Annotated in this window: 22 protein-coding genes; 11 read left to right on the top strand and 11 right to left on the bottom strand. The window is 75.2% G+C overall.

Features of this window, described 5'->3' with window-relative positions; genetic code table 11:
* Positions 1-5 precede the first annotated feature (5 nt).
* Positions 6-584, bottom strand: a complete 579-nt coding sequence (thpR, locus tag HWY08_RS02700) for an RNA 2',3'-cyclic phosphodiesterase (RefSeq protein ID WP_176062630.1) — start codon at positions 582-584, stop codon at positions 6-8.
* Between the two features lie 94 nt (positions 585-678).
* Positions 679-999, bottom strand: coding sequence for a DUF2917 domain-containing protein (locus HWY08_RS02695; protein WP_176062628.1), 321 nt, complete (start codon positions 997-999; stop codon positions 679-681).
* Between the two features lie 131 nt (positions 1000-1130).
* Here HWY08_RS02695 and HWY08_RS02690 point away from each other — a divergent pair, with 131 nt between their 5' ends.
* The 3 genes from HWY08_RS02690 (at position 1131) to HWY08_RS02680 (ending at position 5335) form a co-directional block, all read left to right on the top strand.
* A complete protein-coding gene (locus tag HWY08_RS02690) occupies positions 1131-2564 on the top strand; it encodes an aminotransferase-like domain-containing protein (RefSeq protein WP_235969413.1) in 1434 nt (477 codons plus the stop codon).
* Positions 2565-2632: 68 nt separating this feature from the next.
* Entirely contained in the window at positions 2633-3445 is an 813-nt protein-coding gene (locus HWY08_RS02685; RefSeq protein WP_176062624.1) for a hypothetical protein, read from the top strand.
* A 750-nt stretch (positions 3446-4195) separates the two neighbouring features.
* Positions 4196-5335, top strand: coding sequence for an HNH endonuclease (locus tag HWY08_RS02680; protein WP_176062622.1), 1140 nt, complete (start codon positions 4196-4198; stop codon positions 5333-5335).
* 499 nt (positions 5336-5834) lie between these two features.
* On the opposite strand, the gene glmS is transcribed toward HWY08_RS02680, so the two are convergent.
* The 3 genes from glmS to HWY08_RS02665 all read right to left on the bottom strand — a co-directional run bounded on the left by glmS (position 5835) and on the right by HWY08_RS02665 (position 10708).
* Positions 5835-7694 carry a glutamine--fructose-6-phosphate transaminase (isomerizing) gene (gene glmS / locus HWY08_RS02675; RefSeq protein ID WP_176062620.1) on the bottom strand — a complete coding sequence of 620 codons (1860 nt, stop codon included), beginning with the start codon at positions 7692-7694 and terminating at the stop codon, positions 5835-5837.
* A gap of 54 nt (positions 7695-7748) precedes the next feature.
* Positions 7749-9203 (bottom strand): bifunctional UDP-N-acetylglucosamine diphosphorylase/glucosamine-1-phosphate N-acetyltransferase GlmU, encoded by a 1455-nt coding sequence (gene glmU, locus HWY08_RS02670; RefSeq protein WP_176062618.1) that lies wholly within the window; start codon positions 9201-9203, stop codon positions 7749-7751.
* A 146-nt stretch (positions 9204-9349) separates the two neighbouring features.
* Positions 9350-10708 (bottom strand): hypothetical protein, encoded by a 1359-nt coding sequence (locus HWY08_RS02665; RefSeq protein ID WP_176062616.1) that lies wholly within the window; start codon positions 10706-10708, stop codon positions 9350-9352.
* 391 nt (positions 10709-11099) lie between these two features.
* Between HWY08_RS02665 and ggt the strand changes: the two genes are divergently transcribed.
* A complete protein-coding gene (gene ggt, locus HWY08_RS02660; protein ID WP_176062614.1) occupies positions 11100-12767 on the top strand; it encodes a gamma-glutamyltransferase in 1668 nt (555 codons plus the stop codon).
* Positions 12764-13585, top strand: coding sequence for a TatD family hydrolase (locus HWY08_RS02655; RefSeq protein WP_176062613.1), 822 nt, complete (start codon positions 12764-12766; stop codon positions 13583-13585). Before ggt ends, HWY08_RS02655 begins: the two co-directional genes overlap by 4 nt.
* On the opposite strand, the gene moaC is transcribed toward HWY08_RS02655, so the two are convergent.
* From moaC to HWY08_RS02640, 3 genes are all read right to left on the bottom strand, one after another.
* A complete protein-coding gene (moaC, locus tag HWY08_RS02650) occupies positions 13485-13973 on the bottom strand; it encodes a cyclic pyranopterin monophosphate synthase MoaC (RefSeq protein WP_176062611.1) in 489 nt (162 codons plus the stop codon). The two genes, HWY08_RS02655 and moaC, sit on opposite strands and share 101 nt — an antisense overlap.
* A gap of 8 nt (positions 13974-13981) precedes the next feature.
* Positions 13982-14926 (bottom strand): thioredoxin-disulfide reductase, encoded by a 945-nt coding sequence (gene trxB / locus HWY08_RS02645; protein ID WP_176062609.1) that lies wholly within the window; start codon positions 14924-14926, stop codon positions 13982-13984.
* Positions 14927-15020: 94 nt separating this feature from the next.
* On the bottom strand, positions 15021-15896 hold the full coding sequence (locus HWY08_RS02640; RefSeq protein WP_176062607.1) for an HDOD domain-containing protein: 876 nt from the start codon (positions 15894-15896) through the stop codon (positions 15021-15023).
* Between the two features lie 266 nt (positions 15897-16162).
* On the opposite strand from HWY08_RS02640, the gene HWY08_RS02635 reads away from it, so the two are divergent.
* On the top strand, positions 16163-17152 hold the full coding sequence (locus HWY08_RS02635) for a thioredoxin domain-containing protein (protein ID WP_176062605.1): 990 nt from the start codon (positions 16163-16165) through the stop codon (positions 17150-17152).
* 132 nt (positions 17153-17284) lie between these two features.
* Entirely contained in the window at positions 17285-18388 is a 1104-nt protein-coding gene (gene ispG, locus HWY08_RS02630; protein ID WP_176062603.1) for a flavodoxin-dependent (E)-4-hydroxy-3-methylbut-2-enyl-diphosphate synthase, read from the top strand.
* A 7-nt stretch (positions 18389-18395) separates the two neighbouring features.
* Here the strand turns inward: ispG and HWY08_RS02625 are convergent, their stop codons facing one another.
* From HWY08_RS02625 to HWY08_RS02615, 3 genes are all read right to left on the bottom strand, one after another.
* Positions 18396-18911 (bottom strand): plastocyanin/azurin family copper-binding protein, encoded by a 516-nt coding sequence (locus tag HWY08_RS02625; RefSeq protein WP_176062601.1) that lies wholly within the window; start codon positions 18909-18911, stop codon positions 18396-18398.
* Between the two features lie 81 nt (positions 18912-18992).
* Entirely contained in the window at positions 18993-19346 is a 354-nt protein-coding gene (locus HWY08_RS02620) for a cupredoxin domain-containing protein (RefSeq protein WP_176062599.1), read from the bottom strand.
* A 14-nt stretch (positions 19347-19360) separates the two neighbouring features.
* The gene (locus tag HWY08_RS02615) at positions 19361-20365 is read right to left on the bottom strand and encodes a metallophosphoesterase family protein (RefSeq protein WP_176062598.1); all 1005 of its coding nucleotides are present in this window, start codon (positions 20363-20365) and stop codon (positions 19361-19363) included.
* A gap of 231 nt (positions 20366-20596) precedes the next feature.
* On the opposite strand from HWY08_RS02615, the gene HWY08_RS02610 reads away from it, so the two are divergent.
* From HWY08_RS02610 to HWY08_RS02595, 4 genes are all read left to right on the top strand, one after another.
* Positions 20597-21163, top strand: coding sequence for a hypothetical protein (locus HWY08_RS02610; RefSeq protein WP_176062595.1), 567 nt, complete (start codon positions 20597-20599; stop codon positions 21161-21163).
* A gap of 88 nt (positions 21164-21251) precedes the next feature.
* Positions 21252-21821 (top strand): sigma-70 family RNA polymerase sigma factor, encoded by a 570-nt coding sequence (locus HWY08_RS02605; protein WP_176062593.1) that lies wholly within the window; start codon positions 21252-21254, stop codon positions 21819-21821.
* Positions 21818-22495: a hypothetical protein gene (locus HWY08_RS02600; RefSeq protein ID WP_176062591.1), complete on the top strand. Its 678-nt coding sequence runs from the start codon at positions 21818-21820 to the stop codon at positions 22493-22495. Before HWY08_RS02605 ends, HWY08_RS02600 begins: the two co-directional genes overlap by 4 nt.
* Before the next feature lie 105 nt (positions 22496-22600).
* Positions 22601-22924: a hypothetical protein gene (locus HWY08_RS02595; protein ID WP_176062589.1), complete on the top strand. Its 324-nt coding sequence runs from the start codon at positions 22601-22603 to the stop codon at positions 22922-22924.
* The last annotated feature ends 76 nt before the right edge of the window (positions 22925-23000 follow it).

Below are 23000 nucleotides of genomic sequence, written 5' to 3'. Positions count from 1 at the left end.
GGCGCTCAGCGGCCGAGGGGCGCCCGGTACAGCGCCTCGTAGCGCGCGCCGTGAGGGGAAAGGTGGGACCGGAACAGGACCACCTCGGCGGCGCGCCAGCGCGCCTCGGTACCGCCGCCGGCGTGGGCCAGCGCGGCGGCGAGCCCCGGCAGGCCGCGGGCGTCGCGCGCTCTCCCCAGGGTGAGGTGCGCCGCGAAGGGCCGCTCCTCCGGGGTGAAGCCGAGCGGCGCGAGCTCGCGCCCGAGCGCGGCGACGAGCGCGGCCAGCGGCGCGACGTCGCCCGCGACCGCCGCCCACAGCACGCGCGCGCGGCGCGCGCTGGGGAAGGCGCCCGCGCCGGCCACCGCCAGCTCGAGCGGCGCGCTCCCGGCGGCGGCCCGCCCCACGGCTCCCTGGATGGCCGGGAGCCGCTCCTCGGGCACCGCCCCGAGGAACTGCAGGGTGAGGTGGACGCCCTCCGGCGAGACCCACTTCACCTGCTCGGCGGCGCCGCCGGCCGCCCGCCGCAGCTCGCCCTGCAGCGCAGCCAGGCGCCGGTGGATGAGCTCGGACGGCTCGAGCGCCACGAACAGGCGGAGGTTCACGCCGAGGATGGTACCGCGACCTGCCGGGGCGCGGGCGCCGCGCGCGATGCGCCGCGGGCGCCCCCGGCTCGCCGCCCCGCAAGGGGGCGGTCCTTCAGTGCGCCAGGTTCGGAGCGGAGGTGACCTCGATGGAGCTCGGCGCGAGGGCCAGCACCGCCACGCGCCCGCGGGTCGGCACGCAGAAGCGGTCGGGGGCGAGCAGGATGTGGTCCTCCGGGTCGCCCTCCACCGTCAGCCACAGCTTGCCCGTCTCGCACTGCACCACGAGCCCCGCGCGAGGCGAGTGCACGCTCCAGGCGGCGCCCTCGGCCAGCGACAGCGTCTGGGTCGCGGCGCGGTGCACGAAGGGGAGCCGCAGGTGAGTCTCCCGGGCGGGAGGCGCGTTGCGCTGCATGAGCCAGGTGCTCGTTTCCATGCCGCGAACCTAGCTCAGCCAGCGAATAAGTACAGACACAGCAACTACGTTCTGATACCGGTACAGATACGGCTCGACGGAGGGTGTGCTATATGGCGCAGGTGGAGCGCACATCGGGGGATGAGGTGGGGGTGGAGCGCGGGCTCCCGCGCTACGAGGCGATCGCGCGCCGGTTCGCGCGGGCGGTGGAGGACGGCACGCTCGCGCCGGGCGAAAAGCTCCCTTCCGTCAGGAAGATGCGCGTGGACGAAGGCGTCTCGGCCTCCACCGTGCTGCAGGCCCTGGCGCAGCTGGAGGCGGCCGGCCTGGTCGAGGCGCGCCCGCGCTCGGGCTACTACGTGAAGGTGCGCGCCGTGCTCCCGGTGCCGCGGCCCTCCGCGCCGGCGCCCCACGCGGCCACCTCGCTCGACGGCGTGAGCGCGCTCGTGGCCGGCATCTACCGGGCCGCGGCCGATCCGGGGCTCATCCACCTCGGGACCGCCACGCCGGCGCCAGCGCTCCTCCCCACCCGGGCGCTCGCGCGGGCGGTGGCGGCCGAGGCGCGGCGGTCGGTCACCGGGGGGATCGAGGTGACCTATCCGCCGGGGCTGCACGCCCTCCGGCGGCTCGTCGCGCAGCGCGCCGTGGCCGCCGGCTGCGAGCTGTCCGAGGACGACCTCATCGTCACGAACGGCGCCACCGAGGCGCTCCAGCTGGCGCTGCTCGCGGTGACGTCACGCGGCGACACCGTCGCCGTCGAGTCGCCCGCCTACTACGGCACGCTGCTCGCCGTGGAGGCGCTGGGCCTGCGGGTGATGGAGGTGCCCTGCCACCCCGAGACCGGGATGGACGTGGACGAGCTGGCGCGCCGGATGCTCGAGCGGCGGGTGGCGGCGGTGCTGGCGGTGCCGAGCTTCTCGAACCCCCTCGGGAGCTGCATGCCGGACGAGTCGAAGCGGCGGCTGGTCGAGCTGCTCGCCGACCGCGCCGTGCCGCTGCTCGAGGACGACGTCTACGGCGACCTCGCCTTCGGCCCGGCGCGCCCGCGGCCGGCCAAGGCGTTCGACCGCGACGGCACGGTCATCTACTGCGGGTCCTTCTCGAAGACGCTCGCCCCCGGGTTCCGGCTCGGCTACGTCGCGCCGGGCCGCTGGCACGACCGGGTCGAGGTGCTCAAGTTCGCGACCAGCGTGGCGACCGCCACGCTCACGCAGCGCGCCCTGGCGCGCTTCCTCGCCGAGGGCGGCTACGACCGGCACCTGCGCGCGCTGCGCGCCCGGCTCGAGCACAACGTGGCGCGCGCGGCGGCGGCGGTGGCGGCCGAGTTCCCGGCCGGCACGCGCGTGTCGCGCCCCCGCGGCGGCTGCTTCCTGTGGATCGAGATGCCGGCCGAGGTGGACGCGCTCGAGCTGCACGGGCGCGCCCTGGAGATGGGCGTCTCGATCGCGCCGGGGCACATCTTCTCCGCCTCGGGCGCCCACGCCAGCAGCCTCCGCATCTCGTGCGGCGACCCCTGGAGCGAGCGCATCGACGGCGCCATCCGGCTGGTGGGCCGGCTGGCCCGGCGCCTGCTGGAGGCGAGTTAGCCCAGGGTGACGCGCCACCCGGCGCCGCGGCCGTGATCCCTGCGTGCGGGCTTGGCACCCTTGTTGAAGTGCGTGGCCTCATGATCGAGGCGGCCGATGTCATGCAGTTCTGCGAGGAACTCCTGCCGCGGCAGGTGACCTGGATCGAGCACCCGACCCTGCTCACCTTCCTCGTCACTACCGGGCAGCCGGGCACGCACCCCGAGGTGGCGCTGGTGCGCGTCGCCCGCGTCACGCCCGGCGGCGCGCCCACCGACGTGGACGTCCACGTGCGCGGCGCGCTGCCCCGCCCCCTCCTGGCGGGCGAGAACGTGACCGTGTCGGTCAGCGACTACCGGTCGGTGCACGGCTTCCAGCTCAAGACGCCCGCCCTGCGGGCGTGCGGCGCGGAGGCGGAGGCCTACGAGGTGCCCGGGCGCGGCGAGCTCCTCCTCCACGCGCGCCAGACCTTCACCGTCCACCACGGTCCGTACGACCTGAACTTCTTCGAGCGGGTGCCCTTCGAGGACGTGGCGCGGACGGTGAGCAGCGCCACCCACGGCCTGCTCGCGATGGGGCCGCAGGCGAACGTCACCCCGCGCTTCGTGTGGCACCGGGAGCTCCGGAACGGCCGGCTCGCCACCTTCCACGGCGACGGCCTGACCATGAAGACGCTGCGCAACCTGCAGGTCAACCGGACGTCGGTGCGGGTGATCTTCGACCTCGCGAAGCTCGAGGGGTACGCGATCTACGGTCAGACCGAGGAGGTCACGCCGGAGGCGGAGCCGGAGGGGTGGCGCGCGATCTCGGCCGGCTTCGACGCCATCGGATTCGGTCGGCCGAGCAAGGTCTTCCGGCACCTCTCCGACCGGATCCTGCCGCTCGCGCTCGCGCCGGGGTAGCGAGGCGGGCCTCGTGACCCGCGGTGTGGCCCCCTCTCCCTGGCCCTTCCCCCGGCGGGGGAGAGGGGAATGGCACAGGGAGGCGGCCCGCGAGTCCTGCTCCACGCTCTCCCCTCGCCCCGCGCAGCCGCTGACGATTCATCACATCTTCGCAGTCGAGCTCGCGGTATCCCCGCGGGCTCACTCCTCTCCCTCGCCCCGCGGAGCGGGGAGAGGGACGGGGGCTAGCGATCTGCCGTGCGACCAAGCGGTTTGTCATGGGCCCCCGACATACAAGTGGCCCCGCAACCCCGCCCGCAGCTCGGAGCGGTTTCGCGCGAGCGGGCGGGGTTCGGCAGGGAGGGGCGCGGCAGTTGCGCGGGCGGAGCCGCGGCCGCGGGCGCTCCTGGATGTTGGAGCGTCGCGCGCGAGGCGGTGCCGCGCGTCCGACGCGGCCGGGCGTGGCCCGGCTCACAGGCGGTTGCTGAGGGTGAACACGCGGGGTCGGCAGCGGATGCGAACCGGGGACCTGTATTTCACATAACGTAACTATCGTCTGGGTCGTCCCACATGGGAGCTTGACGCGTTCCCGCGCGGCTCGCGCTTCGGCGGACGCGAAGGCGCGAGGAGGCCTCTCCCGCGGTCGCGCCGGGCCGCTCAGGGGCGCGGCGACCGGCCGAACCCGTTCTCGCCGAGTGTGGTCGCCGAGCGGTCCCAGCGCGAACCTCGTGCGTCCGGGGAGGCCGCGAAGACGCATGAGACACTCTCGGTATGACCGACGCCCGCGCGCTCTCCCGCCGCATCGCCTCGCTCCTCGCCGAGGAGCGGAGCCGACTCGCCGACTTTCTCGTCGCCCTGGCGGACTTCGACCGTCAGCGCGGGTGGGGCACGCTCGGCTACGCCTCGCTCTTCCAGTACCTCGAGCGCGAGCTCCGGCTCACGAGCAGCGCCGCTGCCCGACGCATGACGGCCGCCGCGCTCGTCCAGCGCTTCCCGGCCGTGGTGGAGCCGCTCCGCGACGGGCGCGTCTGCATGTCGGTCGTGTACGAGCTCTCGAAGGCGCTCACCCCGGAGAACGCGGGCGAGGTGCTGCCGCGCTTCTACGGCCTCTCGAAGCGCGAGGCGGAGGCGCTCGTCGCGGAGCTGAGGCCGGTCGCGAATCCGCCGCGCCGCGAGGTGGTCACGGCGCTCGCGCGCACCGCTCCGCCGCCGCGTGCGCCCGCAGCGGCGGAGCCGCCTGTACCCGAACGGACTTCGCCGGCGAAGTCCGAAAGGGTACAGCCAGACGCAGACCTCTTCTCCGCGCCGGCTCGCCCGCGCGACGAGGTGGTGCCCCTCGACGCCGAGCTCCGCCGCTACCACGTCACCGTCTCGAAGGCGTTCCTCGCCAAGCTCGACGCGGCCAAGGACGCGCTCTCCCACGCCATCCCCGACGGCGACACCGAGGCGGTGCTCTCCGCCGCGCTCGACCTCCTCCTCGAGAAGGCCGACCGCCGGCGCGGCCTCGTGAAGAAGCCGCGGCCGGCGCCTCAGAAGCCCTCCGCCGACCCGCGCCACGTCCCGGCGGCGGTGGCTCGGGAGGTGTGGAAGCGGGACGGCGGCCGGTGTGCCTTCCGCCTGCCGGACGGGAGCGTCTGCGGCTCGACGAAGCGGCTCGAGCTCGACCACATCCACCCGGTGGCGCTCGGCGGGCGCAGCACCGCCGACAACCTGAGAGTGGCTTGCTGGGATCACAACTCCCTGCACGCGGAGCACGTCTTCGGCAGGGAGCACATGGAACAGTTCCGGAAGGACGCGGACCGGAGCGCTCCATCCACCGCCGCTGGCGGATGCACTTCAGGGGCGTGCGGCGAGGGCGCTGAGGCCGCTGGCTCGACGCGGACGCAGCGACAGCGCGGTACCGGATCGTGAGCCGATCTCGCGGACGGCGCCGCGGACGTGGGGGCGGCGCCTCGCCGGCGCTCGCCGGACGGTGCCGCCTGGCTCGACGAGGCGGCGACCGCTGGACGGCCACGCACCTCTCGGCCCGCTGGGACGTGCCTAGGGCGACTTGTGGCGAATCATGAGCCGCGAAGCGGGAGGGGCCGGGGGAGAGGGGCAGCACTCGAACGGTCGAGCCCGGAGCTTTTGCGCTCCGCGCGCTCGCCTCACTCCACCGTCACGCTCTTCGCCAGGTTCCGGGGCTGGTCATTCTGGATAGGGGGTCGCCTGCGGCGTCCCCCCATGCCCCCCGCTCGCTCCGGGGCAGCCTCCTCCGGCTGCCCCTGCGCTCGCAGACCTCACTCCACCGTCACGCTCTTCGCCAGGTTCCGGGGCTGGTCATTCTGGATGGGGGGTCGCCTGCGGCGTCCCCCCATGCCCCCGCTCGCTCCGGGGCAGCCTCCTCCGGCTGCCCCTGCGCTCGCAGGCCTCACTCCACCGTCACGCTCTTCGCCAGGTTCCGGGGCTGGTCCACGTCCGTCCCCTTCAGGTCCGCCACGTGGTAGGCGAGGAACTGGAGCGGGAGGATGGAGAGGAGCGGCGCGAGCAGGGGCGGCGCGTGCGGGACCGTGAGCGCCACCTCGGCCAGGCCGGCGGCGAGCGTGTCGCCCTCGGAGACCACCGCGAAGACGAGCCCGCCGCGGGCGCGGACCTCCTCCATGTTGCCGAGCGTCTTCTCGTAGGCCGGCTCCTTCGTGGCCAGCACCACCACCGGCAGCGCCTCGTCGATGAGCGCGATGGGGCCGTGCTTCATCTCGCCGGCGGCGTAGCCCTCGGCGTGGATGTACGAGATCTCCTTCAGCTTGAGCGCGCCCTCCAGGGCCACCGGGTACTGCGCCCCGCGCCCGAGGAAGAGCACGTCGCGGGCCTGCGCGCACCGCTTCGCCACCGGCATCACCGAGGGCTCCTGACGGATCACCTGGTCCATCCAGAGCGGCACCTGCCGCAGCGCCTCGAGGTGCGTCCGGGCCGCGTCCGCCGCGAGCGTGCCGCGCAGCCGCCCGAGCCGCACCGCCAGCAGGAAGAGCGCGGCGAGCTGGGTGGTGAAGGCCTTCGTCGAGGCGACGCCGATCTCCGGCCCGGCGTGCGTGTAGAGCGTCCCGCGCGGCGCGCCGGGCTCCTTCGCCTCCGCGCACTCGCGCGGGATGGCCGACCCCACCACGTTGCAGATGGCGATGGCCGGCGCGCCGCGCCGCTTCGCCTCCTTCACGGCCGCGAGCGTGTCGGCGGTCTCGCCCGACTGCGAGATGGCGACGACGAGGGTGCGCGGGCCGACGATGGGGTCGGAGTAGCGGAACTCGCTCGCCAGCTCCACCTCGGTCGGCAGCCGCGCCAGCGCCTCGATCATCTGCGCGCCGGAGCAGCCGGCGTGCCAGCTCGTGCCGCAGGCCACCACCACCAGCCGCTCCAGGCCGCGCGCCTGCGCCTCGGACAGCTCGATCCCGTCGAGCACCACGTCGCCCTGCTCGAGCGAGATGCGGCCGCGGATGGTGTCCGCCACCGCCCGGGGCTGCTCGAAGATCTCCTTGTGCATGAAGTGCTTGTGGCCCTCCTTCTCGGCGGCCACCGCGCTCCACTCGATGCGGCGCGGCTGCTTCTCGAGCGGCCGCCCGTCAGGGCCCTCGAAGCGGATCCCGCGCGGCGTGAGGAGCGCCAGCTCGCCCTCCTCCAGGTAGACGACGTCGCGGGTGTGCTCGAGGATGGCCGGCACGTCGGAGGCGAGGAAGCTCTCGCCCTGGCCGAAGCCGACCACCAGCGGCGAGGCGTTCTTGGCCGCCACGATCTCCTCCGGCCGCCGGGCCGAGACGACCGCGATGGCGTAGGTGCCGGACACCTGCGCGAGCGCCGTCCGCACCGCCCCCGCCAGGTCCGCCGCCCCGCCCTCCAGGGCGTCGGAGACCAGGTGGGCGAAGATCTCGGTGTCGGTCTCGCTCGAGAAGACGTGGCCCTTCGCCGTCAGCGCTCCCTTCAGCTCGAGGTGGTTCTCGATGATGCCGTTGTGCACCACCGCCACCCCGCCGTAGCAGTGCGGGTGCGCGTTCTCGTCGGACGGCTTGCCGTGGGTGGCCCAGCGGGTGTGGCCGATGCCGGTCGTCCCCGGCAGCGGCTTCTCGGCGAGCAGCGCCACCAGGTTCTTGAGCTTGCCCTTGGAGCGGGCCACCGCGAGGCCGGACGCCCCGACCACCGCCACCCCGGCCGAGTCGTAGCCGCGGTACTCGAGCTTCCTGAGCCCCGCGACGATGAGGTCCACGCAGGGGCGCGATCCGACGTAACCGACGATTCCGCACATGGCCGAGCGTCATACCACGGGGCCGTGCGCGGGCCGAACCCGCGCCCCGTCGCCCTAGCCGGCGGCGCGGCGCGGCCTGCGGGCGCCCGCCCGCCTGGCGGCCGGGGCGGCGGGCTGGGCCGCCTGGTGCGCCGCCACCCACCCCTCCTTGTTGACCTGCCGCGAGCGCCCGAGCGCCAGCGCGCCGGCGGGCACGTCCTCGGTGAGCGTGGACCCGGCCGCCACGTAGGCGCCGTCACCGATCGTGATGGGGGCGACGAGGATCGCGTCCGAGCCGATGAAGGCGCGTTCCCCGATGGTGGTCGGGTGCTTCTTCTCGCCGTCGTAGTTGCAAGTGACGGTCCCGCAGCCGACGTTCGTGCCCGCGCCGATGGTGGCGTCGCCGAGGTAGGTGAGGTGGTTCGCCTTGGCGCCCGCGCCGAGGCGCGTCTTCTTGAGCTCGACGAAGTTGCCGACGTGCGCGCCCGCCCCCACGTCGGCGCCGGGGCGCAGCCGCGAGAAGGGGCCCACGAGGGCGGCCGGGCCGACCACGGCCTGCTCGAACACGCAGTACGGCTTCACCACCGCGCCGTCGGCGACGGTGGTGTCGGTCAGGATCGAGCCCTGGCCGACGCGGCAGCCGGCGCCGACGCGCGTCGCGCCGCGCAGCCGGACGCTCGGCTCGAGCACGGTGTCCGGCCCGACCTCGACCCCCTCGTCGCAGTCGAAGCGCTCGGGATCCTCCAGGGTGACCCCGGCCCGCATGAGCCGCTCGGCCAGGCGGCGGGTGAGCGCGCGCGCCGCGAGCGACAGCTCCTCCTGGTCGTTCACCCCCGCCGCCTCGAAGGGCGGGACGCGCGCCGCCACCGCGCCCGGCCCCTCCGCCGCCAGGGCGACGAGGTCGGTGAGGTAGAACTCGCGCTGCGCGTTCTTCGAGCCGACGCGCGACAGCGTCTTCCACAGGAACGCCGCCTCGGCGCAGTAGAGCCCGGCGTTCACCTCGCGGATGAGCCGCTCCTGGTCGGTGGCGTCCTTCTCCTCCACCACCAGCGCCGGCCCCCCGTGCGGCGCGTGGACCACCCGCCCGTAGCCGGTGGGGTTCTCGAGCGTCATCGTCGCGAAGGCGAGCGCTGCCCGCCCGCGCCGGCGGAGCACCGCGCGCAGGGTCTCGGTGGTGAGCAGCGGCGTGTCGCCGGACAGGATGAGCACCTCGCCGTCGAAGCCGCGCAAGGACGGGCGCGCCGAGAGCACCGCGTGCGCCGTCCCGAGCTGCTCCTTCTGGACCGCGAAGCGCAGCGGCGCGCCCGGGAGGTGGGCGCGGAGCGCCGCCTCGACCTCCTCGGCCTGGTGCCCGACCACCACCACCACCGGGTCGGCGCCGGCCTCCAGCGCGCGCTTCACCGGATAGTAGACGAGCGGCCGGCCACACACCTCGTGCAAGACCTTGGCGCGGCGGGTCTTCATGCGGGTGCCCTTGCCGGCGGCGAGGACGATGGCGGCGACGGGCGTGCGGCGGCGAGGGGTAGCCATAGGTGCGACGACGCTAGGCGCTCGGCCGGAGAGCGGTCAAGGGCCGAGCTGGGACGGCGATCGGGGCCCGCGAAGCGGCGCGGGGACGCCCCCCTCGACGGATCGAGGCGAGCGTCCCCGCGGGCGGCTCCTGCAGACGCGCGGACTTACGGCGCGTTGGCGAGGAAGTCGGCGTAGTTCTGCGCGGTGGTGCCTGGGGCCAGCGAGGCGCCCAGCCCGACCATGCTGTTCACGGTCGAGAGCCACTGGGCGGCGGACCGTCCGCTCACCGTGTAGCCGCCGCTCCGGAACACGGTCGTGTTCGAGGTGAGGCCGTGGCAGCCGGTGCAGGACGAGACGACGTTGGCGGTCGTGACCGGGTTCGTCACCGGAGGCGTACAGGCCTGCGAGAGCACCGGCGCGCCGCCCGTGCAGCCGGCCGGCGACGAGGAGACGACGGTGCGGGTCTGCGTGCCGCTCGCGGAGCAGGCGCTCCAGGCCGAGTAGGTGAACGAGGTGCAGGTCGTCACCGGCGGGACGTAGGTGCAGGCCTGGGTGAGGACCGGGGTCCCGGTGCAGCCCGAGGGCGTCGAGGCGAGGACGGTGCGCGCCTGCGTGCCGTTCGACTGGCAGGCGCCCCAGGCGCTGTACGTGTACGAGCAGGCGCCCGGACCGGGCGGCGTGTACGTGCAGGCCTGCGAGAGGACCGGGGTCCCGGTGCAGCCGGCCGGCGTGGAGGAGACGACGGCGCGCGTCTGCGTGCCGTTCGACTGGCAGGCGCCCCAGGCGCCGTACGCGTAGGTACAGGCGGCGGGAGGCGGAGGAGGCGGCGGCGTGGGCGTGGTCCCGGGCCCGGCGGGCAGGTTCTCCTGGTGGAACACGCCGGCCGCGAGGTTCGCCACCGGGCCGGTGAAGATGACGGCGCCGGTCGCCCGGTTCGTGACCGTGAGCGTGCCGTCCTCGACCTGGAACCGCACGTCCTTCAGCAGCGCCTGGAGGGCGGTGCGGTCGGCGTGGAGCAGGTCGGTCCCGAGGCCGTACAGGTCGAAGAGCGGCGCGAGCGCCGTCCGGAGCTGCTGCAGGAAGGCGCCGGCGCGGGCGGCGGTGCGCTCGTTGCCGTCGTGGTCCTCGACCTCGGCGCCGCCGTCGCCCTGGGCGGTGGAGGCGGCGGTGAGCGCCGAGTCGGTGAGCGGGTCGACGTGGGTCTCCCCGGCGTCCTCCGTGATCGCGTGGAGCTGGTGCTCGCCCCCGCCGTCGCTCCAGTCGGCCTGGAGCCGGTACGGCGGGGTGAGGCCGGTCACGTCGAACGAGAAGCTCCCGTCGCCGGAGGCGGTGACGGTCTTCTGCTGCTGCGCCGTGGACGAGTCCTTCAGGGTCAACCTGGCGCCGCCGAGCGGCGCCTCGGCGGCGGCGACGCCCGAGAGCGTCGACGCGGTCGAGGCGTTGCCTCCGCTCGAGCCACAGCCCGCCAGGGCGAGACCCACGACGACGCTCGCCAGCACGGTCCTGCTCGTTCTCTGCTTCACGGCTCCTCCTTCTGCTCGGGTGAGCGGCCGGGGCTTCCGGCGGGCTCTGCGCCCGCCTGCGCGCGCCCGGGAGGGGGATCCGGGTCACGCTCTACCTCGGCCGACGACCGTCCCATGAACAGGGGACAGCCTGCCGAGCGGCTTATCTCCAGACGGATAGCCGGGTCAAGCCGGACATGGGCGGAACCAGGGCACATTTCACGACAACCTGGCTCGAGGTGCGAGACCGTGAAGGTGCCCGTTGAAACGGTAACTTTCGCTTTTGGGCCCCACGAGGTTCATTCCTTCGAGGGATCAGTTGCTGGTCCTCCACCCTCAGAAAATCCGGGGCTGAGGGGGTCAGGACCGACGGGCGGAGGCGTCGCCTGCGCGGCCGAAGTAGAAGGGCGCCATGCCTGGGCTCGCCTCCCTCCTCTCGATCGCGCTCTCGACCCTCGCCGTCTCCGGCGGGGGCGCCGTCGCCGCCTCGCACCCGCTCGCCAGCGAGGCGGGGGCGCAGGTGCTCCGGCGCGGCGGGAACGCGGTGGACGCGGCGGTGGCGGCGGCGTTCGCGCTGTCGGTCGTCGAGCCGCAGAGCTCCGGGCTCGGCGGCGGCGGGTTCGCGCTGGTGTGGCTGGCGCGCGAGCGGCGCGCCTATGCGCTCGACTTCCGCGAGGTCGCGCCGGCGGCGGCCACCGCCGACCTCTTCAGCCGCCCCGGCGCCCCGCCCCGCGCCTCGCTCGACGGTGCGCTCGCGGTGGCGGTGCCGGGGGCGGTGAAGGGCTACGCCGAGCTGGCCCGCCGCTTCGGGACGAAGCCGCTGGCGAGGCTGGTCGAGCCGGCGGCGCGGCTCGCCGAGCGCGGGTTCCGCGCCGGCCACGTCTACGCCACCCGGGTCGAGGAGCGCCTCGCGTGCCTGCGCGCGGACGCGGGCGCCGCCCGCGAGTTCCTGGTCCAGCCGGACGAGGGCGGGGCGCGCGTGGCGCCGGCGCCGGGCGCGCGCGTCTGGCGCCGGGACCTGGCCCGGACGCTGCGGCTCCTGGGGAAGGACCCCGACGCGTTCTACCGCGGGCCGCTGGCGCGCCGGATCGCGGACGCGGTGCGGGCGCGCGGCGGGATCCTCTCCGAGCAGGACCTCGCCCGCTACCGCGTGCGCGAGCGCGCGCCGCTCGAGGGCGCGTACCGGGGACACCGCATCCTCACCATGCCGCTGCCCTCGGCCGGGGGGGCGCTCCTCCTCGGCCTCGTCGGCGCGCTCGAGCCGGAGGACCCGCGCGCCGGCGGCTACCGCCCCGAGCGGTTCCTGCACGTCATGATCGAGGCGGAGAAGCGGCTCTACGCGCGCCGCGGCGCGCTCCTCGGCGATCCGGAGCAGGTGCCCGGCGCCGCCGCCGCGGCCGCCGAGATGGCGAGCCCGGCCTTCGCCGCCGCGCTCCACGCCGCCATCGGGGAGCGCGCCACGCCGGCCGCTGAGGTGACGGTCGATCGCGAGCGCGGCGAGACGAGCCACCTCTCGGTCGTGGACGGGGAGGGGAACGCGGTCGCGCTCACGACCACCGTCAACTACTACTTCGGGAGCTGCCTGGTCGTGCCGGGGACGGGGCTGCTCATGAACGACGAGATGGACGACTTCGACAGCGCGCCGGGGACCCCCAACGCTTACGGCCTGGTCGGCCGGGGCCCGAACGCGATCGCGCCCGGGAAGATCCCGCTCTCCTCCATGACCCCCACGCTCGTGCTCGACGGGCGGGGGCAGGTGGCGCTGGCGGTGGGCGCGGCCGGTGGCGCGCGCATCCCGACCGCGGTGGCGCAGGCCATCCTGCACGTGGTGGACGACGGGATGCGCCTCGACGAGGCGCTGGCGGCGCCGCGGCTGCACCACCAGCACACGCCCGACGTGGTGCAGGTGGAGCCGAACGGGCTCGAGGCCGCCACCGCGCACGCGCTGGCGGCGCGCGGCCACCAGCTCTCGTTCGCGCCCTCGCGCTGGCCCAACGCCCAGGCGGCCGGCCGCGGCCCCGGCGGCCTCTTCGAGGCCGCCTGCGATCCGCGGTACGAGGGCGCCCCGGCGGTGCCGTGAGCTGGTTCGACGCCGAGCTGCACCCGGTGGCGCTCCGGCGCGGCGACCTCGAGGACCTCGCCTTCTTCGGGGTGGCCGGCGCGCTCGCCGCCGCCGGGGACGCGGGCGTGCCGGCGACCGGCGCGGCGCTGCGGCGCGCCTGGGACGCGCTCGCGCCGGGCGCGCTGCGGCGGCTGCGCCGGGCCGGGATCGCCGGGTACGCGGCGCTCGGGCTGCACCCGCGCCGCATCCCCTGGCGCGGCCTGGAGGCGCTCCTCGCCGAGCTGCCCGACTACCTGGGCCGGCGGCACGTCCTGGCGGTGGGCGCCATCGGGCTGGAGGAGGGCGGCCCGCGCGAGGAGGCGCTGTTCGTGCGCCAGCTGGAGCTCGCGCGCGAGCTGCGCCGCCCGGTGGTGGTGCACACGCCGTGGCGGGACAAGGAGCGCGTGACCCGGCGGGCGCTGGCGCTGCTGCGCGAGCACGAGCTCGACCCCGCGCGCGTGCTGGTCCAGCGCGCCGACGCCCGCACGGTGAGGATGATCCGCGCCTGCGGCTACGCGGCGGGGCTGTCGCTCTCGGCCGGCGCGGGCGACGCGCTCGACGAGGCGGTGCGGCTCGTGGCCTCGCTCGGGCCGGACGGGATCGCGCTCGGCTCCGGCGCCGGGGAGGGCGCGGGGGATCTGCTGGCGCTGCCGCGGGCGGCGGGGCGGCTCGCCAAGGCGGGCCTCTCGCCGGCGGTCATCCGGCGCGTGTGCGGCGCGAACGCGCGGGCGCTGCTGGGGCTCGCGCCGGAGCCGGCCGCCGCCAGTGCCCGGACCGGCCGCCCTTCTTCTCGATGAGCTCGAGCGCCTCGATGCGCATGCCGCGCTCGTACCGCTTCAGCATGTCGTAGACGGTGAGGCAGGCGGCCGAGACGGCCGAGAGCGCCTCCATCTCGACCCCGGTGCGGTCGGTGGTGCGGACCGTGGCCGTCACCTCGACGCCGCGCGGCCGCGGCACCGCCAGGACGTCCACCCCGGTGAGCGCGATGGGGTGGCACAGCGGCACGAGCTCGGGCGTCTTCTTCGCCGCCAGGATGCCGGCCAGCCGCGCCGCGGCCAGCACGTCCCCCTTCTCGGACTCGCCGCGGCGGACGATGCCGACCGTCGCCGGGGCCATGGCGACGAAGCCGCGGGCCACCGCGACCCGCTCGGTGCGCTCCTTGTCGCCGACGTCGATCATCTTCATGGCGCGGGTCAGTCCCAGTTCTCGGTGGCGTGCTCGCCGAGGAACCGCTCGGCGTCGATGGCGGCCACGCAGCCCGAGCCGGCGGCGCTCACCGCCTGGCGGTAGCTGGGGTCGGCCACGTCGCCGGCGGCGAAGACGCCCTTCACGCTGGTGGCCGAGGAGGGCGCGCGCGTCTTGAGGTAGCCCACCTCGTTCATCTCGAGCTGCCCCTTGAAGACGGCGGTGTTCGGCTCGTGCCCGATGCCCATGAAGAGCCCGCTCACCGGCAGGACGCGGGTGGCGCCGTCGGTGGTGCTCCGGAGCTTGAGCCCGGTGACGGTCTTCCCGTCGCCGAGCACCTCGTCCACCACGCTGTTCCAGGCGTATTCGATCTTGGGGTTCGCGCGGGCGCGGTCCTGCATGATCTTCGAGGCCCGCAGCTCGCCGCGCCGGTGGACGATCGTCACCTTCGTGGCGAACTTGGTGAGGAAGGTCGCCTCCTCGACGGCGGTGTCCCCGCCGCCCACCACCGCCAGCTCGACGCCGCGGAAGAAGAAGCCGTCGCAGGTGGCGCAAGCCGAGACGCCCTTGCCGCGGTACGCCTGCTCGCTGGCGATGCCGAGCCACTTGGCCGACGCGCCGGTGGCCACGATCACGGCGTCGGCGGTGAAGAGCTGGTCGTCCTGCCAGAGCTGGAACGGGCGGCGCGACAGGTCGACCCGGGTGATCTCGCCGAGCACGAAGCGCGTGCCGAAGCGCTCCGCCTGGCGCCGCATCTTCTCCATGAGCTCGGGGCCGAGGATGCCCGCCGGGAAGCCCGGGTAGTTGTCGACGTCGGTGGTGATGGTGAGCTGCCCGCCCGGCTGCAGCCCCTCGAACACGAGCGGCGAGAGGCTGGCGCGCGAGGCGTAGAGGGCGGCGGTGTAGCCGGCCGGACCGGCTCCGATGACGACGAGGCGCTCGTGCTGGGCCATCTCTCCCCCGGGGTGGAAGGTGCCCGGTCTGTTTAGCCCGTCCCCCGGCGCTTGTCATGCGCGCGCGGCGCCGCGGCGCCGTCGCCGCGCGCGATCACGCCGCGGGGGCGACGCCGCCCAGGGCCCCCAGGATCTCGCTCGCCTCGACCCGCGCCGCGGCCAGGGCCGGGGCGTCCAGCCCGAGCGCGGCGCACGCCTGCTCCCGCAGCTCCGGGCCGTTCTGGTCGAGGCCGCCCTGGACGCCCGCGGGCTCCATGCCGGCGCCCTGGTCGGCGGCGAGCGCCTCCGCCACGATGAGCGCGGCGTGGAGCGGGTCGGGCCGGCCGCCCACCGCGAGCTGGTGGTGGGTCGCGGCGAGCTGCTGGACCTCGGCCGGCAGGCCCCACAGCCGCGTCACGAGGCCGGACGCCTCCTCGTGCAGGTCGTGGAGCGCCGGGCCGAGCGCGTCGAACGGCACCACGCCGCCGCGAGGCTCGTCGGAGAGCGCGAGCAGGCAGGCGGCGAGCCCCACGTCGTGGAGCAGCCCGCACAGGAAGGCGTAGTCGGCGTCGAGGCCGGTGCGGCGGCAGAGCGCGCGCAGCAGGTAGGCGGTGGCGGTGCTGTGGCGCGACAGCCGCTCCATGGCGTCGCCGTACCCGGGCGCGCGGAACACGCGCATGCTCACGGCCGCCTCGAGGACGAGGTCGCGCAGCGTCTTCAGGCCCAGCCGGACCCCCGCCTGGCGCAACGAGAGGATGGGCGAGCGGGGCGCGTACATCGCCGACTGCGCGATGGAGAGCACCTTGGCGGCGAGGAGCGGATCCTTCTCCAGCACCGCGCCCACCTGGGCGAAGCTCACCTCGGGGCGCTGCGAGAGCTCCATGATCTCGAGCGCCACCTGCGGCAGCCTGGGGGGCTGGTAGGTGGGTGAAGCGAACAGGCGCAGGAGCCGGACGTGCACCGCCGATCTGTCGCAGCTGGACGCGGTCATCGCTCTCCTCGGGCCATCCCCCTCGCCAAGCGAGGAGCGTGCCACCTCCGCGCGCGCGCGGGCGGCTCGCGGCGCAGCGCTGGCCGGGGGGTCGCGGCGCCCCCGGGGTCGCGCGGGCCCGAGCGCGCGCCGGCGCGCGGGGCGCGCTCCGCCGGAAAAGCCCGAGGGCGCGCGGGCTTCGGCCCGGAAATGGATTGACGGTCCGGGTGTTCCTCGACAGAATCCCGCGCCTCGCATCGCGCGGTCCACCTGTCCACGGGAGCACCATGAAACGCTTCGTCCTCGGCCTCTTCACGCTCACCCTGGCGGTGGCCTGCCAGAAGCCCACCACCACCGAGGCCAAGACCGCCGCGGGCGGCGACTCCGGCGCGCCGGTCGCGAAGTGGACCGGCGGCAGCATCAGCGCCGCCGAGCTCGACGCGCAGATGTTCGACCAGCGCAAGCAGGCGCTGGACCAGATGCTGGTGCGCAAGCTCGTCGAGCAGAAGGCGAAGGCGGAGAACCTCACCCCCGAGGCGCTCTGGAAGCGCGAGGTGACGGACAAGGTCAAGAAGCCGACCGACGCCGACATGAAGCAGTTCTACGACGAGCAGTCGAAGCGCCAGCCGCTGCCGCCCTTCGAGCAGGTGAAGGAGCAGATCGCCCAGTACATGGAACGGCCCGCCCTGCAGGCCGCGCAGACCGCCTACGTCGACCAGCTCAAGAAGGAGCTCAAGGTCGAGGTGAACCTGAAGCCGCCGCGCGTCGAGGTCGCCGCCGAGGGCCCGTCGAAGGGGCCGGCCAGCGCGCCCGTCACCATCGTCGAGTTCTCCGACTTCGAGTGCCCGTACTGCTCCAAGGCCGAGGACACGGTGAAGCAGGTGATGAAGGCCTACGACGGCAAGATCCGCCTCGTGTACCGCGACTTCCCGCTCCCCTTCCACCCGCACGCCGAGAAGGCCGCCGAGGCGGCGCAGTGCGCGGCCGACCAGGGGAAGTACTGGGAGATGCACGAGAAGCTCTTCGCGAACCAGCAGAAGCTCGAGGCCCCGGCGCTCAAGGGCTACGCGAAGGACCTCGGCCTCGACCAGGCCAAGTTCGACAAGTGCCTCGACGGCGGCGACAAGGCCAAGGTGGTCGAGGCGAACAAGGCGGCCGGGTCCAAGGTGGGGGTGACCGGCACGCCGGCCTTCTTCATCAACGGCTACCAGCTCACCGGCGCGCAGCCGTTCGAGGAGTTCAAGAACCTCATCGACCAGGAGCTGGCGAAGCGGTAGCCGGCGAGGGCGGGGGGCCCTGCCCCCTCCGCGGCCGGCCGCTCGGGTTGGCATCGCCCCGGCGATCGCGTTAACAGGAAGGGCCCGCCGCGCAGCCGCGGCGGGCTCTTCGCTTTTCGGGGGACGGCACGCATGGGCGCCTACGACCACCAGGGGATCTCGGCCATCTCGCCGCGCCGCAAGACGCGGCCGGTCCGGGTCGGCGGGGTGCAGGTGGGCGGCGGCGCCCCCATCTCGGTCCAGTCGATGACCACCACCGACACGACCGACGTGGCGGGGACGCTGGCGCAGATCCGGGCGCTCGCCGACGCGGGCGCCGACATCGTGCGGCTGGCCGTGCCGGACCGGGACGCGGCGGCGGCGCTGCGCGAGATCGTGCGCGGCACGCCCGTGCCGCTCGTGGCCGACATCCACTTCGACTACCGGCTGGCGCTGGCGGCGCTCGAGGCCGGCATGCACTGCATCCGCCTCAACCCGGGCAACATCGGCTCGCGCGAGCGCGTCCGCGAGGTCGTGAAGGCGGCGCGCGAGCGGCAGGTCCCCATCCGCATCGGCGTCAACGCCGGCTCGCTCGAGGACGACATCGTCGCGAAGCACGGCTGGCCCACCGCCGAGGGCATGGTGGAGAGCGCCGCCCGCCACATCCAGTTCCTGGAGGACGAGGGGTACCGCGAGATCAAGGTGTCCCTGAAGGCGCACGACATCGCCATGACGGTGCAGGCCAACCGCCTCTTCGCCGAGCGCTTCGAGTACCCGCTCCACCTCGGCATCACCGAGGCGGGCACGCTGCTCTCGGGCGCCGTGAAGAGCGCCGCCGGCCTCGGCATCCTGCTCGCCGGCGGGATCGGCGACACCCTCCGCGTCTCGCTCGCGGCCGACCCGGTGGAGGAGCCCAGGGTGGCCCGGGTCCTCCTCAAGTCGCTCGGGCTCAAGTTCGGGGGCGCCAGCCTCACCGCCTGCCCCACCTGCGGCCGCTGCTCGGTGGGGATGATCCCCATCGCCGAGCGGGTCGAGCAGCGCCTCGGCCAGCTCAAGGGCGAGGTGAACGTGGCGGTCATGGGGTGCGAGGTGAACGGCCCCGGCGAGGCGAGCGCCGCCGACGTCGGCGTCGCCTATGGCCACAACGGCGTCGGGCTCCTCTTCAAGGCCGGCAAGATCGTGAAGCGCATGAAGGCCGAGGAGCTCGAGGACGCGCTGGTCGAGGAGGCCACCCGCATCGCCAACGAGCGGAAGTAGCCCGCGCTCAGTAGCCGCCCGGGCTCGGCGGCATGGTGGGGGCGGGGGTCGTGGTCGGCGTCACCGGCGCCGTGCCGGCCGGTCCGATGGTGAGCTGCACCTTGGCCGCGTCCACCATCATCGCGCCGTGCACCCGGCAGAAGTAGGGGATGACCGTGCCGGTGGCGGCGCTGGCGGGGAGGGTGAAGCTCCGCGTCCCGGTGAAGATCCCGGTGTCGAAGGAGATCCCGGCCACGCTGCCCGGCACGTAGGCGCCCGCCGTCGCCTCGCTCGTCACCGAGTGCGGCACCGAGCCGTCGTCGTTCACCACCTGGACGGTGGCGCCCGCCGGCACCGTCAGGTTCTCGGGCGAGAAGGCCATGCCCTTGATGTGCAGCTCGAACGAGGTCGGGGTCGTGCCCCCGTCGGCGCCGGTGGTGGTGACCGTGCCGGCGTCGGTCCCTCCACTGGGCGCGCTGTAGCTGCCGCCGCACGCCGCCGCGAGCGCCGCCGCGGCCACCACTGCGAATCTGCCCTGGTCCATGGTTCTTCCTCCCGCTCGATCCACACCCGAGGGCGCGCCGATCGGCCGCGGCGCCCCGAGGGAGCAGCGGGCAGGCGACCGTCACTCCACGACGAGGACGAGGCGCATGTTCCCGTGGCCGGCGCCGCAGAAGTGGTCGCAGATGAGCGTGAACCGGCCCGCCCTGGTCGGGGTGAGGGCCACCTCCGTGGCGCGGCCCGGCTCGATCTCGGCGTCGATGCCGAGCTCCTTCTGGTAGAAGCCGTGCGTCACGTCGGCGCTGGTGACGCGCAGGGTGACCGGCTCGCCGAGCTTCAGCCTCAGCTCCGCGGGGCTGAACTCGAAGCGCTTGGCCTTCACCTCGATCACCCGCCCCGCCGCCGAGGCCCCGCCGCCGAACGCCAGCAGCGCCGCGGCGGCGGCCGCGCGCGCCCACCTCCAACCCGTCGTCGTCATGTCGGTCTCCCCTTTCAGCCTTCGAGCGTGGACGGCCGGAGCAGCTGCTGGAAGCCCTCGGTGCCCGAGTGCTCGCGCAGGGTGAGCTCCACCTCCTCCATCCCGAGCGCCAGCGTCCGGGAGGAGGCGCCCGGGCCGGCGTGCAGCAGCCGCGGCCCCAGGTTCCGGAACGGGCGCTGCGGGTCGAAGGGCGCCGGCTTCTTCTCGGCCGCCGCGGCGGGGTCCGGGAAGGCGAAGATGAGCGAGCGCGCCGCGACGTGCCGACCGTTCGGCTCCTGGTGGACGTGCTCGCGGTGGATGTGGCCGTAGAGCACGGTGACGTTCTCGTAGGGCGCGAGCAGCTTCATCGCCTCGGCGCCGTCGCGGGTGAACCACTCCCACTCGGGCTTCAGGTCGAAGAGCGGGCGGTGCGTGAAGACGACGATGGGGGCGGTGACCGGGTAGCGCGCGAGGTCCTGGCGCAGCCAGGCGAGCCGCTCGGCGCCGATCTCCGGCTTCGGCCTGGAGACGTTGTCGAGCGCGACGAAGTGGACCCCGCGGTGGTCGAAGGCGTAGCTCGTCTCGCCGAAGACCTCGCGGTAGAGCGCGCCGCCGTCGATGGCCGCGTCGTGCTCGCCGGGGACGGCGTGCCGCGCCTTGGCCCGCAGCCCGCTCGCGAGCTGCTGGAACCGCCGCATCCTCGCGAGGCGCTCGGCCCGCCCCTCCGCGTCGTGCGTGAGATCGCCGGTGAAGAGGACGAGCTCCGGCTGCTCCCGGAGGCCGTTCACCACCTCGACCGCGCGCTCGAAGGCCAGGGTGCCGGTGGGGTTGGGCGGGCCGCGAAAGCCGACGTGGGTGTCGCTCAGCTGCACGAACGAGAACGGGGTCACCCCCTCGCCGTTGGCGCGGGCGAGGCGGCGCGCGGTGTCGCGCCCGCCCGGTCCCGCCGCGAGCGCGGGCGCGACGCGGTAGAGGGCACCGGCGCCGAGCGACAGGCCCGCGATCCTGAGGAAGCTCCTGCGGTCGATGGGGTGGCGCACGGTTCCTCCGGTCGGCGCACGAGCGCCGGGGTTCGGGGGCCGAGGTCCTCGGCCGGACAGCGGCGGAGCTGCGGCGCCCTTCACCGACCGGAACGCCGGCGGGCGCCGACCGTTCCCGGCGGCCGGTGCGGAGTGCGCGCGGCCCCGGGCCCTCGAACGCCGGGAAGGGGCAACCCACCAGGCCCTGCGAGCGCGCGGCGGCGGGCCGGGCGGCGCCGTACAAGGGAGTGGATGAGCCGGCCCGCGATCCTCCCGATGGCGCTCGCGGCGCTGGCCGCGGCGGCGGTGGTGGTGGCGGGGGCCGCGCTCCAGCGCCAGGGCGCGGAGCGGCGGGCCGCCCCGGCCCGCCTCGTCACCGAGCTCGTGAACGACCACCTGCGCGTCCTCGCGGCCGCGCGGCCGGTCGAGCTGGAGAGCGGCGACGCGCACGCGCTGAAGCCGTGGCTGGCGGGGAGGCTCGAGTTCGCGCCGGCCGTGCCCGCGGACGGAGGCGAGCTGCACCTGCGCGGCGCGGCGGTGGGGTACGTGTTCGACCGCAAGGCGGCCGTGCTCGTCTACCGGCTGCGGCTGCACCAGCTGACGCTCCTCGCCTTCCCGGCCGGGGGGCTGGCCTGGCCGGGCGGGGCGTCGGACGCCGGGCCGCCGCGGCTCGACCAGGCGGGCGAGCGCGGGTTCCGCGCCGTGCTGTGGAGGGTGGGCGACCTCGGGTACGCGCTCGTCTCCGACTCGAACCCGGAGGAGCTCGCGCGGCTCGCGCGGCGGCTCGCCGCGGCCACGGCCGGAGGGGCGGGCGAGTGAGCAGGCTCCCCTGCCCGGGTGGGAACGATCGGCGGGCGCCCGCGTTGGCACGGGAGCAGGCGCAGGCGTCCGGAGGGCGGCGCGGGAGATGAGCCTACGGTCCTGGGCGAGGAGGGCGCGGGCCGCGCCGGCCAGCGGGCCCGAGCAGGCGCTCGAGCACGCCGACGCCCTCTACAACCTCGCCCGGTACCTGACCCGCCACCCGGGGGACGCGGAGGACCTCGTGCAGGAGACCTATGCGCGCGCCATCGCGGCCTGGGACCGCCTCGAGCCCGGCAGCAACGTGAAGGCCTGGCTCTTCCGGATCCTGCGGAACGCGTTCCTGAGCCGGTACCGGCGCGACCACGTCCACGCCGGCGACGAGCCGTACGACACCACGGAGCCCGCCGCCGCCGCGCCGGGCCTCGAGCCCTCGCTCATGGGCGACCGGGAGCTCGACCGGATGCGCCGCCTGGTCGGCGCCGACATCGAGGCCGCGCTGGGCCAGCTCTCCGAGCCGGCGCGCACCGTCGTGCTGCTCGACGCCGAAGGCTTCACCGAAGGTGAGCTGGCCGGCGTCCTCGGCTGCGCGATCGGCACGGTGAAGTCGCGCCTGTCCCGCGCGCGCGCCGAGCTGCGCCTGCTGCTCGCCGACTACGCCTCCCGGGAGACCCCTTGACCCGCCCGCCCCGCAGCGCCGATCCCGCCGAGCGGATCCTCGACGAGCTGCTCCTCCGGGCGCCGCGACACCCCGCGCCCCCCGCGCTGCGGGCGCGCCTGCGGCTGCTCGTCGGGCCCGCCGCCCGCCCGGCGCCGCGGCCGCGCGCGTGGGCCGCGCTGGCGCCGGCGCTGGCGGCGGGGCTCGTGCTGGTCGCGGGCGGGCTGCTCGTCGGGCGCGCGGGCCGGGAGGGCGGCGAGGCGGGCGCGCTGGTGGCCGAGGCGGTGAACGACCACCTGCGCGTCCTGGCGCGGCAGCAGCCGCCCGACATCGCCAGCGGCGGCCCGCACCAGGTGAAGCCCTGGTTCGAGGGGAGGCTCGACTTCGCGCCGGACGTGCCCTCGCCGCCGGGCGACGACGTCCGCCTGAAGGGCGGCTCGGTCGGCTACGTCTTCGATCGCAAGGCCGCCGTGCTCGAGTACGCGGCGCGCGGGCACGCCGCCACGCTGCTCGTCTTCAGGGCGGGGGGGCGGCCGTGGCCCGAGGCGCGCGCGGCCTCGCGGGTGGGCTTCCAGATCGTGCTGTGGCGCTCGGGCGATCTCGGGCACGCGCTCGTCTCGGATCTCCCCGCGCCGGAGCTGGCCGAGGTGGCCGCGGCGCTGGGCGCCGGCGCCGCCCCCCGCGGCGCGCACTGATCGTGGAACGGTCCGGCGCCGCCGGGCGTCGGGACCGGCGAGGCGCCGCGGCGGTCACGCCGCCCTCCGGCGCCCGTCCACCGAATCGAAAGGAGCAGCACCCTCATGACGACGCTCGCGCTGTACGCCGCCTCCGCGCTCCTGCGCGCGACGGTCCCCACCGACCCTCAGTACGGCCCCGAGGCGACCGGGGCGCCGGGCCAGGACCCCGGGGCCGCCGCGGTGGCCCCCGGCGGCGAGGAGGCCTCCCCCATGACCTGGGAGCGGGGCGACGCGACCGACCCCGCGCCCGCGCGCGTCCAGGCGCGCCGCCCGCGCCCCGCCGACGGCGCGGCCACCGCCCGCGCCCTGGCCGCCCCGCCGGAGAGCGCCGGGGCCGAGTCGATCGACCCGCTCCTCTTCCAGCAGCGGACCTGGACCGGCCCGTAGCGGGCCGGCGGCGGCGACGGTGAGCGCCGTCGCCGCCGCGGGCGCTGTGCGGCGGCGTGGGCTGCGGTATAAAGCC

The organism is Anaeromyxobacter diazotrophicus (assembly GCF_013340205.1).
GTDB lineage: Bacteria > Myxococcota > Myxococcia > Myxococcales > Anaeromyxobacteraceae > Anaeromyxobacter_A > Anaeromyxobacter_A diazotrophicus.
Note: the sequence above shows the minus strand (reverse complement) of the source record. Positions and strands in the feature narration are given on the sequence as shown.

Bases quoted from the DNA above. Each gene is read 5' to 3' on its own strand.
- HWY08_RS02695 (WP_176062628.1), bottom strand. From the start codon at position 999: ATGGAAACGAGCACCTGGCTCATGCAGCGCAACGCGCCTCCCGCCCGG.
- HWY08_RS02680 (WP_176062622.1), top strand. From the start codon at position 4,196: ATGACCGACGCCCGCGCGCTCTCCCGCCGCATCGCCTCGCTCCTCGCC.
- glmS (WP_176062620.1), bottom strand. From the start codon at position 7,694: ATGTGCGGAATCGTCGGTTACGTCGGATCGCGCCCCTGCGTGGACCTC.
- glmU (WP_176062618.1), bottom strand. From the start codon at position 9,203: ATGGCTACCCCTCGCCGCCGCACGCCCGTCGCCGCCATCGTCCTCGCC.
- ggt (WP_176062614.1), top strand. From the start codon at position 11,100: ATGCCTGGGCTCGCCTCCCTCCTCTCGATCGCGCTCTCGACCCTCGCC.
- moaC (WP_176062611.1), bottom strand. From the start codon at position 13,973: ATGAAGATGATCGACGTCGGCGACAAGGAGCGCACCGAGCGGGTCGCG.
- trxB (WP_176062609.1), bottom strand. From the start codon at position 14,926: ATGGCCCAGCACGAGCGCCTCGTCGTCATCGGAGCCGGTCCGGCCGGC.
- HWY08_RS02640 (WP_176062607.1), bottom strand. From the start codon at position 15,896: ATGACCGCGTCCAGCTGCGACAGATCGGCGGTGCACGTCCGGCTCCTG.
- HWY08_RS02635 (WP_176062605.1), top strand. From the start codon at position 16,163: ATGAAACGCTTCGTCCTCGGCCTCTTCACGCTCACCCTGGCGGTGGCC.
- ispG (WP_176062603.1), top strand. From the start codon at position 17,285: ATGGGCGCCTACGACCACCAGGGGATCTCGGCCATCTCGCCGCGCCGC.
- HWY08_RS02625 (WP_176062601.1), bottom strand. From the start codon at position 18,911: ATGGACCAGGGCAGATTCGCAGTGGTGGCCGCGGCGGCGCTCGCGGCG.
- HWY08_RS02620 (WP_176062599.1), bottom strand. From the start codon at position 19,346: ATGACGACGACGGGTTGGAGGTGGGCGCGCGCGGCCGCCGCCGCGGCG.
- HWY08_RS02610 (WP_176062595.1), top strand. From the start codon at position 20,597: ATGAGCCGGCCCGCGATCCTCCCGATGGCGCTCGCGGCGCTGGCCGCG.
- HWY08_RS02605 (WP_176062593.1), top strand. From the start codon at position 21,252: ATGAGCCTACGGTCCTGGGCGAGGAGGGCGCGGGCCGCGCCGGCCAGC.
- HWY08_RS02595 (WP_176062589.1), top strand. From the start codon at position 22,601: ATGACGACGCTCGCGCTGTACGCCGCCTCCGCGCTCCTGCGCGCGACG.